A 13,847-nucleotide genomic window follows, 5' to 3' on the forward strand; every position below is an offset into this window, starting at 1 on the left:
CCCTCTCTCGGTCACATCTTGATCCGCGCGCCCACCAGGATCGTGCGGCCGAAGCTGTTGTTTTCATAGTTGCGGCGCGAGTCGGTATCGACCCAGCGTTCGCGATAGGCGTCGGTCAGGTTGGTGCCCTCGACCGAGACTTCGAGATAGTCGGTCAGCTTGTAGCGGATCGAGGCATCGACATTGGTAATCCCCGAATACCCTTCGAAGATATTGCCGGTGCCCGAACCGGCATCGGTGAACGGGCCGCGATAGGCGATCGAGGCGCGCGCGCTGAACTTGCTGTCCTCATAATAGAGGGTCGCGTTGTATTGCTCTTTCGAGACGCCGTAGAAGGTGTTTTCCAGCGTCACCGGCTGAAGCGACCCGCCTGGCAATACGGCAGGCCCCTGTTGCGAGTAGATCGCCGTGCTGTCGACAAAGGTCGCGTTCACGATGCCGCCAAAGTTCGACAGGAAGCCGGGCAGGAACTTGAATGGTGCCTGGATCGCGATTTCGGCCCCCTTCAAGGTGGCCCCTTCGCCGTTAATCGTCGACTGGAGCGTCCAGATCGGAGCGCTTTGCAGCGAGGGATCGAGCGCGGCAGGCGAGGAGGGGACCAGCACCGATGGCGACAGACCGGTTTCGGTGAAGGTGCCCGTGCGCGGCTGCGACACCGGGAAGCTCGCCACATCCTTCTTGAACAGCGCGACCGAGAAGATCGACTGCGGCGCGAAATACCATTCGAGCGCGAGGTCGAAATTGGTGGCGCGATACGGCTCGAGGAACGGGTTGCCGCTGGTCACGCGATAGTTGAAGCCGTCCGCCGAACCGCCCGGCGTCAGCGTGCCGAGCGACGGGCGGGTCATCACCTTGGCAATCGCGCCGCGGATGATGATGTCCTGCGCCGGGTAGAGCGCGAGGTTGAATGACGGCAGCCAGTCTTCATAGTCGCGCTCGACCGTCACCACGACGCCGCTGTTGATGCCGTACGACGACTGGTCGGTACGAGCGTAGCGGATACCCGCGTTGAGTGCGTAATCGAGGCCGAGCAAAGTGCCCTTGGCATCAAACTGGAGATAAGCGCTCTTGGTTTCTTCCTCGACGCCGCGGTTGTTGCCGGCGTCGATCCGCGCGGTGCGGTTGTAGAGGCCGGTATAGGCAGTGGCAGCTTCCAGATTGGGGATCAGCCACTCGGTGGTGGTCCCCGATGGAGCGTTGGCGCCGGTCAGCGTGAACAGTTCCGACAGGGCCGGGGTCGCCTGGAAGCCATAGATGGCAGTCGGGCCGAACACGGTATTGGCCGAGCAGGTGATCGTGCCCAGGACGAGATCGGTGCCGCCATTGCCGCACACCGCCGTGTCGCGGGTGAAGGCCACGATGTCGTAGTTATAGCGCCGCCACGCCGCGCCCGCCTTGACCGTGAAGCCTTCGGTCACGTCCCATTCGGTGCGCAACTGCGCGGTGCGGAACTGGTTGAGGACGTTCGACGGACGATCGCGAATTTCGGCGAGCTGGAAGTTCGCCGGATTGGTGACGCTGGTGCCGAAGGTCAGCGTCGGAAACTGCATGTTGCGATAGTCATAGCTATAGCCCTGCGCATCGCGGTCATCGAACACGATCGTCGTTTCGACCGGCACATCGGCATTGGAGCGGGAATAGCCGCCGAGCAGGGTGAAGCGGAAATTGTCGGTAACGTCCTGATCCCAGGTCGCGCCGATCTGATAGAATTCGGTCTCGCTCTGCTTGAGATAGTGCTCAGTGCGGACCCAGGCGTCGTTGAGCGTCGCCGCAATCATGTTGCCGTCATTGTCATAGACCGGGTTTACCACGTCGATCGACCGCTCGTTCGAGCGCAGCAGAACCTCGCCCCACTTCTCGCGGCGATCAGCCTTGAACTTGGAATAGAGGCCGTCGATCGAGACCTGGGTCGCGTCGCTCGGCGACCATTGGATGCTGCCGGTCAGGCCAAGGCGCTCGCGATCGTGCGAGATTTCGCCATAGCGCGGGATGCGCGGATGGAAGGCGAGGGCGGCTTCGTTGCATGCCGCGTTCGACACAGCCGTGCCGCCCCGGTTCGGCGTGGTGTAGCAGGCCGTGCCGTTGACCGAATCGAACCGCGTCTGGACCCAGCGGACGGTGTTGTTACCGACCTCCTTGGTCTTGGTCTTTTGATAGGCGGCGGAGATCGACGCGCCGAGTGTGCCGTCGGGCGACTTCCAGCCGATCAGGCCGGCAACGCGCGGGCCCCAGGTGTCGGACAGGTCGTTATAGCTGCCCTGCGCCGAGGCGGCGAAGGTCAGGCCGTATTTGCCCTTCAACGGGTTGCCGGTGTTGAGATCGACCACAGCGCCCAGCGACCCTTCGTCGAGCTCTGCCGAAGCGGTCTTGTGGACGACGATCGAGCTGAACAGCTCCGAGGCGAACACGTTGAAGTCGAATGCGCGGTCGCGGTTGGACGCCGCGCCGTCATGGCTGGTGGTGATCGTTTCGAGCCCGTTGACGCGGACGCGCGTGAATTGCGAACTGAGGCCGCGTACCGTGATCGCACGCCCTTCGCCGCCGTCGCGCTGGATCGCGATGCCGGGAATGCGCTGAAGCGATTCGGCCAGGTTCTGGTCGGGGAACTTGGCGATATCTTCGGCCACGATCGCATCGACCGCGGCGACCGAATCGCGTTTCACGGTGAGCGCGGCGTCGAGCGAGGCGCGGAAGCCGGTGACGACGATTTCCTCGTCCTCGGCGGCCGCGGGATCGGCCGGAGCGTCCTGCGCCTGGGCGGCGGTAGCGATAACAAGGGCGGAAGTGGCTGCCAGCAGGCGGGCGCCGCCACGGCGAACAGTGAACCGCATTGAAATTCCCCTCTCAAACGGTGTCGATGACACCGGTAGCTGCAAATGGCCTGGCGGATCGCCCGAGGCCGGATGTCGGTGCGGAGGGGGAGCCGGGTCGCGAATCGCGTCCCGTCGGCCTGATCCTCTCCAAATTCGCCGTGTTCTCACGGTCGAACACGGGTTTCACGCTTGAGAAACCGGTGTCATCGCGGTTCTCTGCCATTCCTTTCCAGGTGTCAAGCCGGGGAAGCCCGCTAGTCGGGCCGATGTTGCGAGCGGGAGTGGCGCACAAATGTGCACCATTTCAGTGAGCAAGGTCGTTACGCATCGCGATTGACGATTGAAAAGCCCAAAACTCCCTGATACCGGTGTCATACGACGGACAGGCAACATGTCCGCGATGTGACATCAGAGAGGGGATCCCATGGCCGTTCGTCATCTTCATATCGTGCGTCGCTCGAGCTCCGGGTTGGCGCTTGCGCTGGCACTTGCTGCGGCGGGCCCGGCTTGGGCCGGGCAGACCGATGGTGCGGCTGCGGATGCCCAGTCGGATGCCGACAGCGAAGAAGTGGTGGTCACCGGTTTCCGCGCCAGCCTCGCCAATGCTTTGAGCGACAAGCGCAAGGCCGACCAGATCGTCGATTCGATCACCGCCGAAGACATTGCCGACTTCCCCGACGCGAACATTGCGGAGTCGATCCAGCGCCTTCCCGGCATCTCGATTGATCGCGACAATGGCGAGGGTCGGTCGATTACCGTGCGCGGGCTGGGCGGCGATTTTCAGAGCGTGTTCCTCAACGGCGCGGACGCGCAGAACATCTCGGGCGGCAACCAGTCGGACGCGGGCGCCAACCGCTCGCGCGGCTTCGACTTCAACACCTTTGCCTCGGAGCTGTTCAGCGGGGTCAAGATCACCAAGTCGGTGACTGCATCGAACGAGGAAGGGTCGCTGGGCGCGATCATCGACCTGATCACCGGCCGTCCGCTCGCCTATAAGGGCGACCGCATCGCGGTTGGCGCGGAGGCCGAGTATCGCGAGAATGGTGACAGCTGGAACCCGCGTCTGACCGCGCTGTTCTCGAAGAAGCTGGCGGATAATTTCGGCATTCTCGGCACGGTCGCCTTCCAGGATCAGCGCCAGCAGATCGATTCTTATCGCCGCAATCCCGGCCAGTTCGAATTCGCCTATCGCAATTCGCAGCATGCCGGCGTGTCGCCCAACGTATTCGGCTTTGCGCGCCCGACCGGCACTGGCACTGGCGCGACCTTTGGTTCGGACCCCGCCGCCTATGCGCTGGTGACGCCGGAGACGATCATTCCCGCGCTCCCCTCGATCGGGCGGCAGGATCTGGAATATGACCGGCTGGGCGTGACGTTTACCGCGCAGTGGCAGCCAACGTCGCGCACCGAAGTGATCGGCGACTTCGTCTATTCGCGCTATCGCCAGGAATCGAATTCGCAGGGCATCACCACGATCGGTCTCAATCGCAACGGCACCAATACCCGTGCCGCGCAGAATACGCTGCGTGCGCTCAACACCGCCAACGGCCTTGCGGACCGGCGTGCGCTCTACGCCCGCTGTGACGCCAACGCTTCGCTCGATTGCGGTCAGTCGCTGTACGGCAACACGCTGGTTGCCGGAACGCGTGCGAGCTACAATCCAAATAATCTCGACCCGTTCGACTATTACAACTCGACGGTGTCGCGGGGCTATATCCCGAACGCCAACAGCATCGCCTTTTACGATGAACTGATCGGTCGCCCCTCGACCCAGATTCGCGCGGCGCATGTCAATGCGGCCGGCCAGGCGGACTATCTGGTGCTCGACAATGTCGACTGGCGCAGCTTTGCCGATGCGCAGATCGGCCAGACCGATTTCAAGCAGGCGACGCTGAACGTGAACCATGAGTTCAGCGACAATTTCCGCGTCGCGGTGACCGGCGGCTGGTCGAAATCCGAGTTCCGAGCCGAGGGCATGCTGGTCGAATTCAACGCGATCGACCGCGATGGCTATGTGTTCGACGAGCGCGGCGGCGGCAATATGCCGGTGTTCAACCCCGGCTTTAACGTTGCCGATCCGACCCAGTGGACGCTGGTCAAGGGTCTGTCGACGATCCGCTACTTCACCAATGAGGTGAGTAACGAATTCCGCGTCGGTCGCGCCAATTTCGAACTGGACCTGTCCGAACAATTCACATTGCAGTTCGGCGGCACCTACAAGACGTTCAATTTCGACAGCCTGGGCGGACGCCGCAATTCGGGGATCGAGGCGATCAACCCGACGCTGGTCGAGGCAGGGCTGCAGATCACTGATCTTGGCCAGACGGTCGGGTTCGGCCAGGGGCTGAACGTGCCGGCGGGAACGCCGACAAGCTTCTATGCGCCCAATCTCGACGCGTTCCGCCGCTATTTCTCGATTGACTGCAACTGCATCAACCAGTGGGGCGACTATCGCGCGCAAACTGACGGGCGCGAGCGCAATGCGGTGACCGAGCGCGACATGGCAGGCTTTGTCCAGATGGACTTTGACCTCGATGTCATGGACCGCCGCCTGCGTGGCAATGTTGGCGTGCGCGTCGCCAATACCCGCGTCGATGGCACCGGATCGGTCGGCGGCGCGGGCAATGGCGTGCTCGGCACCGTCGTGACCGCGCGCAACGAATATACCGATGTGCTGCCGGCGGGTAACCTGACCTACGAGGTGAGCGACAACCTGCAGATCCGCTTCGCAGCGGCCAAGACCATGTCGCGGCCCCAGCTTTCGGCGCTGACTCCGGGTACGACCTCGTTCCCGACCGGGCTCAATGCTGCGGGTGCGGCACCGTCGATCACCGTCGGCAACCCGTATCTCAGCCCGTTCCGTTCGACCAACCTCGACCTCAGCTTCGAATATTATTGGGGCACCAACGGCTTTGTCGGGCTCGCGCTGTTCCAGAAGGATATCAACTCCTTCCCGCAGCAGGTCGCGGGCGAATTCGCGCTGCAGGACGTGTATGAGCCGGCGCTGATCGATCAGATCCTGGCGAGCGTGACCAGCCCGACGCTGGCACAGTACATCACCGATGGCGGCGTGTTCGCGGTGCGCCAGTTCAACGATGCGCCGGGCGGCAAGATCCAGGGTCTGGAGCTGAACGTCCAGTCCAACTTCTTCTTCCTGCCGGGCTTCCTGCAGCGGTTCGGCGTCACCGCCAATTACACGTACATCAAGTCTGAGCTGAACTATCTGACCGGGACCGCGCTCTCGACCACGCAGGGCCAGACCGGATCAACCGCCGTCAACGCGTTCGCGACCGCGCCCTTCCTCAACACCTCGCCGCATTCGTTCAATGCGACGCTCTATTACGAGCATGGCCCGCTCAAGGCGCGCGTGTCGGGGGCGTATCGCAAGGAATATGTGAACCGCTTCCCGCTGTCCTCGGGCACGTGCGCGGTCGGGACGACCACCAATGGCGGCGGCGTGTGCAACTCGCCGGTCGTCGCGGACTTCGGGTATAACGAGGACACGTTCAACCTCGACTTCTCGATGTCGTACGCGGTCACCAAGGAGATCCGCTTCTCGCTCGAGGGGCGCAACCTGACCAACACCGCGCAGTATCGCACCATGTACGAGGCGAACCCGGTGTCGAGCAGCTATGCCAGCACGGGCCGGATCGTGACGTTCGGCGTGCGCGCGGCGTTCTGATGCTGGGTGCGCTGCTCCTGATGTCCGCCGCGACCGGGGCGGGGTCTTCGCTCCCCGCCTTTCCCGGCGCGGAAGGGGCGGGGGCGCTGGCGCAGGGCGGGCGCGGCGGCAAGGTGCTGACCGTCACCAATCGCGCCGATAGCGGGCCGGGCAGCCTGCGCGCGGCGGTCGAGGCGAAGGGGCCGCGGATCATCGTGTTCGCGGTCTCCGGCACGATCCAGCTGACCAAGCCGCTGACGGTGCGTGAGGGGCGGGTGACGATCGCGGGGCAGAGTGCGCCGGGCGATGGCATCACGTTGCGCGATCACCCGCTGGTGGTGCAGGCCGATGATGTGGTGATCCGCTTCATCCGGTCGCGCCTCGGCGATGAATCGAAGACCGAGGCTGACGCGATCTGGGTCCGCGCAGGGCGGCGCATCATCCTCGACCATGTCTCGGCGAGCTGGTCGGTGGACGAGACGCTGTCGGTGTCGGGCAATTATGCCGAGCCGGGCGAAGGCTGGTACGATGTCACCGTGCAATGGTCGATCATCGCGGATTCGCTGACCAAATCGCTCCATGCCAAGGGCGAGCATGGCTATGGCAGCCTGGTGCGCGGCGGGCGCGGGGCGCGGGCGAGCTTTCACCATAACCTGTGGGCCAATCACAGCGCGCGAATGCCGCGGCCGGGGAATTACGCCCCGGCGGCGAGCGATCCCGACGGCGCGTTTTTCGATTTCCGCTGCAACCTGTTCTACAATTGGGGCGGCGGGCGGTCTGGCTACAATGCCGACAAGGATAGCCTGTCGCGGTATAATTTCGTCGGCAATGCCTATGTCCGCGGTCCGCAATCGACCAAGGCGATTGCCTTCAACGAAGGCAATCCGGTCGCCAAATCCTTCTTCGCCGACAATGCGATGGATGGGGTGGTCCCGGCCGATCCGTGGTCGCTGGTGAGCGGCATCACCGATCCGGCGCAGAAGCTGGCAGCTCCGGTCGAGATGCCGAAGGTAGGTTGTGCCGGGGCCGCGAGCGTCGAGGCGGCGGTGCTGGCGCGCGCCGGTGCATCGCACAGCCGCGACAGCGTCGATGCGGCGGTGGTCGAGGGCGTCCGCACCCGCACCGGGAAGCAGATCGACCGCCAGAGCGACGTCGGCGGCTGGCCAGTGCTGCGAAGCGGCACCGCGCCGCAGGACAGTGACGGCGACGGCATGCCCGATGCGTGGGAGCGCAAACGCGGGCTGGACCCGAAGCGCGACGATTCTGCGGGCGACCGCGATGGCAACGGCTATAGCGATGTCGAGGATTATCTGAACGAGCTGGCCGGGGGCTGAGGCCCCGCGCGCCGCAGAGTAGCGGCCAGTGGGTGTGCGTTTGAAGGAGTGGGACATGCGGGCGATCCTGACGCTGCTGGCGGCGATCCTGCTCGGCGGTGCGTCGCTGCCTCCGCCACCGCCGGAAGTTCTGCTGTTCAGCCACACGACCGGCTGGCGGCATGACTCGATCGAGCCCGCGGTTGCGGCGCTGACCAAAGCCGCGCAGGCCAAGGGCTATCATGTCGTGGCAAGCGAAGACCCCGCGCTGTTCGACGATGCGGCGCGGGTGAAGCGATTTGCTGCGATCGTGCTGATCTCCACCACGACCAAGTCCAAGGATGCGGCCAGCGAGTGGTTCACCGGCGCGCGGCGCGAGACGCTGATGGCCTATGTGCGCGGCGGCGGCGGGATCGTCGGGGTGCATGGCGCGGCGGATTCGCATTACCATTGGGACTGGTATGGGCGGATGATGGGGGCGCGCTTTGCCCGGCATCCGGCGGGGACGCCCAAGGGCATCGTGACCCGCGCGCCACTCGATCATCCCGCGATCCGCACCTTTCCGGATACCGCCGAACTGGTGGACGAGTGGTATTGGTTCGACGATCTCGACCCGCGCCTGCGCCCGCTGCTGACGCTCGATCCGGCGTCGATCGGGGAGAAGGGCGTCAATCCGCGTCCCGTGGCCTGGGCGCATCGGTTCGAGGGCGGGCAGGTCTTTTACACCGGCCTTGGCCATACGAAGGAATCGTGGAGCGATCCGCGCGTGGTCGATCATGTCATGGGCGGGATCGACTGGGCCGCGAAGCGCGGCGCGCGGCCGATGGTGGTGATCGACGAGGCGGCCAAGCGCGTTCAGGAGCCGCCGCCGCATGGGCGCATCGGCATGAGCACCGCATGGCGCATCACCGACGGCGTGCCCGGCCGGATGATGGAGTATCGCAAGCGCGCGCTGCACAAGGGCGCGGCGATCGGCGTGCATCCGATCGACCATGACGAGGTCTATGCGGTCGTCTCCGGCGAGGGCGATGTCAGCTCCGACGGCACGACCGCGCGGCTGAAGCCGGGAATGACGGCCTATCTCTACACCGGCGCACACGTCGGTATTCGCCAGATCGGCGAGGCGCCGCTGGTGCTGATCGTCGCCTATCCGCTTGAAGGAGTACCGCGTAAATGATTGCCCGCCGCCAGCTGCTCGCCGCATCCGCCGCACTGATGCTGACCCCCGCAATGGCGCGCGCGCAGGCGCCGGCGAGCGCCGAAATCGCGGCAACGATGAAGCGCGCGACGCAGTTCATGGTCGAAAAGCTCGCCTATCGCGGCGGGTATCTCTGGTCGTATTTGCCCGACCGCTCGCGCGTCTGGGGCGAGCTGGAAGGGTACAAGACGATGGTGTGGGTGCAGCCGCCCGGCACCGCGACGATGGGGCATCTGTACCTCGACGCCTATCATGCGACCGGCGACGAATATTATTATCAGGCCGCGGCGAAGGCGGCGCAGGCGCTGATCGACGGGCAGTTGCCGACCGGCGGCTGGGGTTATTTCATCGACTTTGGCGGTCCGGCCTCGACCAGGCGCTGGTACGAGACGATCGGCAAGAACGCGTGGCGGATGGAGGAATTCCAGCACCATTGGGGCAACGCCACGTTCGACGATCAGGGCACCGGCGAGGCGATCCGCTTCCTGATCCGGCTCTATGTCGAAAAGCGCGAACAGCGGTTCAAGCGCGGGCTCGACAAGGCGATCAACTTCATCTTCGCCAGCCAGCTCGACAATGGCGGGTGGCCGCAGCGCTGGCCGCGGGTGCGGGACGGCGGGCTGCACGGAAAGCCCGATTACACCGGGCTGATCACGTTTAACGACGGTGTGATCCACGACAATATCGACGTGCTGCTGACCTATCACCAGGCGATCGGCGACCCACGCGTGCTGCCGGCGATCGAGCGGGCGATGGACATTTATTTGAAGACCCAGCAGCCCGCGCCACAGGCCGGCTGGGGGCTGCAGCATCGCGCGGATTTCTCGCCTGCCGGTGCGCGGACCTATGAGCCCGAGGCGCTGGTCACGCACACCACGGCGTCGAACGTCGAAGACTTGATGGAATTCTACCGCCTCACCGGGAATGCCAAATATCTGGCGCCGATCCCGGCGGCGCTCGACTGGCTCGACAGTGTGCGGCTGCCCGAGGCATTGCGCGTGGGGAACCGGCATTTCCCGACCTTTGTCGAGATCGGCACCAACAAGCCGCTCTGGGTGCATCGTCGGGGATCCAACGTGGTCAACGGCGAATATTATGTCGATCACGATCCCGCGAACACGATCGGCCATTACAATCCGCGCCGCTCGGTCGATGTGCCGAAGCTGCGCCGGGAGTATGAAAAGCTGCGCGCGATCCCGGGCGGGCCGGTGTCGAAAGATTCGCCACTGCTCAAGGGGCGGCAGCCGCTGTCGCCCTATTGGGTCGCGGCGGTCGAGCCGGGGTCGGACATGAATGTCGCGGGTGGCAAGAGCGCGGCCGAACTGGTCGCTTCGCTCAACGCAGAGGGCTGGTGGCCGACCCAGCTCAAGGCGATCAGCCACCCGTATCGCGGCCCCGGATCGAAGGAAGTGGCGCCGGGCGATTTCCGATCGACCAATGTCGGCGACAGCAGCGACACCTCACCATTCGATGTGAAGGACGGGCCGATCGGGATTTCGACCGGCACCTATATCGATCACATGGTCACGCTGATCGGGGCGCTGCGCAGCGGTTCCTAGGTTGGGTCGACGACCAGGCGGCAGTTGCGCAGCTCGTAACCGGCGACCAGCGGGTTCCAGCCGACATCGGGCGCGCGCTCCAGCTTCAGGCCGGGGATACGCAGTAGCCGGTCGAGGAACACGGCGGATTCGTGCAGCGCCACGCCCGCACCGGGGCAGCGATGCTCGCCATCGCCGAATGCCAGCCCCGGGCCGGTGACCCGCGGCGCGCGCACGCGCTCCGGGTCGAGCGCGTGCGGGCAGGTGCCGACCGCAGTCGCGTCGCCATTGGCCGCGCGGATGTCGAGCGCCACGGTCCCGCCCTCGACATGGCGATACAGCGTGCCGACCACGGGTTCGAGCCGCAGGATTTCCTCAAGGATCGCGATCTGTCCGTCGGCATCCGCGGCAAGGAACTGCGCGCGCAGTTCCGGTCGTTCGAGCAGATGCCAGCCGGCCATGGTGATGAACTCGCGCGTCGTCACCATCCCCGCTGCGCCATAAGTGAAACATTCGGTGAGGATGTCGAGCGGGGTATAGCCCTCGCTCAACAGGTGCGAGATCACGTCCTCGCGCGGGGCGGCGCGGCGGGCCGCGATCGCGGGTTTCACGTCCTTGGCGTAGAAGCGGCGCATGCGCCACTGGCCGAGCACGAAGCTCATCAGCTCAGCGAACTTGCCGCGCCCGGTCTGGAACGTGGTGCTGAAAAACGCGTCGAGCCGGCGGCTCATGCCCGCGATGTCGCTCTCCGTCAGGCCGACGATTTCCGCCGCCACCGTCACCGCCATTTCGAGCGACAACCGGTCGAGATCGGCACTGCCATCGCGGACGAGGCGTGCGAGCAGCGCGTCGCTGGTCCGCTCCATCAGGTCGCGATAGCGGGTCTCGACCACGCGCGGGGTGAAGAAGCGCGCGGTGCCGCTGCGCTGGCGGCGATGCGCCTCGCCATGCAGATACAGGATCGGCGGGCGCGCGCGACCGCGATAGCGCAGGATCACTTCGGCCTTGAACCCCGCCTGGCGCGCATCGGTGTCGCGCAGCACGGCGCGGACCGCATCGAAGCTGGTGACTTCGGGTGCGGCGAGCAGGCCGCCCTGCGCCGCGCTTGCGGACTTGCGGTCGTCGCGCGCATGGTCGATCGGGCATCGGCCCGATGAGGGTTGCAGCTGGGCGGACATGGCGAACTCCGAAATATGATACACTATGGATCATAAGATAGCGAAGCGCGGTGCGGTTTCAAGCGATGCGCGCGTTGTCCGGTCGCGTTCGGCGCTCCGGGCGGCGCTGGTCGAGATGGTCGGCGAGCGGCCCTTTGCCGAGATCAGCGTCGCGGCGCTGACCGAGCGGGCGGGGGTCGGCTATGCGACCTTCTTTCGCCATTATCCCGATCTGTCGGCGGTGCTCGCCGAAGTTGCTGATGGGCTGATCGCCGAGCTGCTGGAGTTATTGGTGCCGCTGCTGCGCGCACGCGACGGGCTGGCGGTGATGCGCGCACTGACCGCCGAAGTAGCGGCGCGGCGGCAGCTGGCCCATGCGCTGCTGACCGGGGCGGGGGATTCGATGCGGCAGACGATTACGCAGCGCGCGATCGATCAGGCGATGGCCGCGCCGACCGATACGCCCGGCGGGCTGCCGCGCGAGCTGGCGGTGACGCATCTGGTCGGCGCGACGCTGACGATCCTGACCTGGTGGCTCGACCGCGCGCCGGAGACGGCGGCGGATGATGTCGCCGCGATGCTCGACCGGCTGGTGCTGGCGCCAGTCCTGGTCGCTCAGGTTCCCGGCTGAATATAGGGGATGCGGGCGAACAGCTCGCGTTGCCATTGCCGCGGGTCGTTCTCGACGTGGCTGCTGGCGTCGAAGATCATTGTCTGCCGCTCGGGCAGGGTGTGTTTCGGCCAGTCGGGCACGCTGGCGCCATTGGGGTCCCCCTTGGCCGCGAGGTTGACGAAGGCGCGCTGCATCGCCGCCGACACCGCCTGTGCGCCGGGGCCGGTGCCGGAGACCGTCCCCTCCGCGCCGATCGTGCCGAACACCAGCGTGATGTCATGGGTGTGCGCCGCGCCGCGTTCGGGCGCGACCGGGGACTGGAAATCGAGCTGATAGACCCAGGCGGGGACGCCCGCCTTGGCGCGCTCCTCCGCCTCGATCACCTGCCCGCGCCAGCTGCGTCCGGCAGTGGTGCTGGCGTAGAAAATGTCCTGCGCGGTCCAGTCGGGAAAGTGCGCGCGATATTCGGCGACGACCCATTCGGGGTGCGCATCGATGCGCAATTGCGGAGCGATGCGGTCGGCGAGGTTGGACCAATCGAGCGTGCGCACCGCCTCGCCCTTCGGGTCGATGAACGCGCGGGTCTCGTCGCGCGTGTTGCCGAGGATCAGCGGGATGCCGTTGCCGAGCGGATTCGCGTCGGGCCAGAAGGGGTGGCGGGTCAGCCACTTCATGTCGAGCACCGGCCCCATATAGACCCCGCCGCCCAGGATCGGGTCTTCGGCGGAGAGCCCCTCGATCAACCGCTGCACCGGCATGTCGATCAGGTCGCCGGGGGTGGCGTTGAGCTTGGCGAGCAACGCCTTGGCGCGCGCGGTAGCGTTGAGCGGGCCGCTCGCCGTTACCTGTTGTCCGCTCATCGTCGCCGCGCTGTGGAACAGGCCTTTGGCCGCGGGCATGCCCATCAGCGTGGCGATCTTGGCGCCGCCGCCGGACTGGCCGAACACCATCACGCGGTTGGGATCACCGCCGAATCCGATGATGTTGTCGCGCACCCATTGCAGGGCGAGGATGAGGTCGAGCTGGCCCAGATTGCCGCTGTCGGGAAAGCGCGGGTCGAGCCGGGCGAGGGAGAGATAGCCGAGCGCGTTGAGCCGGTGGTTGACAGTGACGACAACGACATCGCCCTGTTCCGCGAGCTTTGCGCCGAACACCTGTGGCTCGATCACGGTGCCGTTCGAGTAAGCGCCGCCGTGGAAATAGACCATCACCGGGCGGCGCGCGTTCGGGTTGGTTTGCGGCGTCCAGACGTTGAGGAACAGGCAGTCCTCGGCCTGATTGGGCAGATTGCTGCGCTGGGGGCAGTTTACCGCGAAGTCGGTCGCGCGGAGCGTGTCGCGCAGGCGGGCCGGGGCGGTCGCGGCGCGGAAGCGGGTGCGGCTGGTGTCGCTGCCGTAGCGGATACCGAGAAACGCCTGGGTCGCGCCATCGGCCTTGCCCTGCCAGCGGCCGGTGGTGCCGGTGGCGACCGGATCGCCCTTGGCGAATGCAGCGGAGGGGAGGGCGGACAGCGCCGCTCCCGCCCCCAGCAGCGTCCGGCGCCCGATGCTCATT

At 65.6% G+C, this 13,847-nt stretch carries 8 protein-coding genes and 1 pseudogene; 6 read left to right on the plus strand and 3 right to left on the minus strand.

Annotation, left to right across the window (positions count from 1 at the left end):
* Positions 1-11: 11 nt before the first annotated feature.
* Entirely contained in the window at positions 12-2,831 is a 2,820-nt protein-coding gene (locus VGN66_RS04565) for a TonB-dependent receptor (RefSeq protein ID WP_327517678.1), read from the minus strand.
* A 406-nt stretch (positions 2,832-3,237) separates the two neighbouring features.
* Between VGN66_RS04565 and VGN66_RS04570 the strand changes: the two genes are divergently transcribed.
* The 5 genes and pseudogenes from VGN66_RS04570 (at position 3,238) to VGN66_RS04590 (ending at position 10,544) form a co-directional block, all read left to right on the plus strand.
* Positions 3,238-6,495 carry a TonB-dependent receptor gene (locus VGN66_RS04570; RefSeq protein ID WP_327517679.1) on the plus strand — a complete coding sequence of 1,086 codons (3,258 nt, stop codon included), beginning with the start codon at positions 3,238-3,240 and terminating at the stop codon, positions 6,493-6,495.
* Complete coding sequence (locus VGN66_RS04575) at positions 6,495-7,808, plus strand: pectate lyase (RefSeq protein WP_327517680.1); 1,314 nt, start codon at positions 6,495-6,497, stop codon at positions 7,806-7,808. The genes VGN66_RS04570 and VGN66_RS04575 overlap by 1 nt, the downstream gene beginning before the upstream one ends.
* Positions 7,809-7,863: 55 nt before the next feature.
* Positions 7,864-8,577 (plus strand): annotated as a pseudogene (locus tag VGN66_RS04580) (ThuA domain-containing protein); the annotation flags it as partial.
* Positions 8,569-8,964, plus strand: a complete 396-nt coding sequence (locus tag VGN66_RS04585; protein ID WP_414713192.1) for a cupin domain-containing protein — start codon at positions 8,569-8,571, stop codon at positions 8,962-8,964. The pseudogene VGN66_RS04580 and the gene VGN66_RS04585, both read left to right, overlap by 9 nt.
* Entirely contained in the window at positions 8,961-10,544 is a 1,584-nt protein-coding gene (locus VGN66_RS04590) for a pectate lyase (RefSeq protein ID WP_327517681.1), read from the plus strand. Before VGN66_RS04585 ends, VGN66_RS04590 begins: the two co-directional genes overlap by 4 nt.
* Here VGN66_RS04590 and VGN66_RS04595 read toward each other — a convergent pair.
* Positions 10,541-11,725 (minus strand): cytochrome P450, encoded by a 1,185-nt coding sequence (locus VGN66_RS04595; protein WP_327517682.1) that lies wholly within the window; start codon positions 11,723-11,725, stop codon positions 10,541-10,543. The two genes, VGN66_RS04590 and VGN66_RS04595, sit on opposite strands and share 4 nt — an antisense overlap.
* Position 11,726: 1 nt before the next feature.
* Between VGN66_RS04595 and VGN66_RS04600 the strand changes: the two genes are divergently transcribed.
* Positions 11,727-12,311, plus strand: a complete 585-nt coding sequence (locus VGN66_RS04600) for a TetR/AcrR family transcriptional regulator (protein ID WP_327517683.1) — start codon at positions 11,727-11,729, stop codon at positions 12,309-12,311.
* Here the strand turns inward: VGN66_RS04600 and VGN66_RS04605 are convergent.
* Entirely contained in the window at positions 12,296-13,846 is a 1,551-nt protein-coding gene (locus VGN66_RS04605) for a carboxylesterase/lipase family protein (RefSeq protein ID WP_327517684.1), read from the minus strand. The genes VGN66_RS04600 and VGN66_RS04605 overlap by 16 nt on opposite strands.
* Between the last annotated feature and the right edge of the window lies 1 nt (position 13,847).

Source organism: Sphingomonas sp., assembly GCF_035998645.1.
Lineage (GTDB): Bacteria > Pseudomonadota > Alphaproteobacteria > Sphingomonadales > Sphingomonadaceae > Sphingomonas.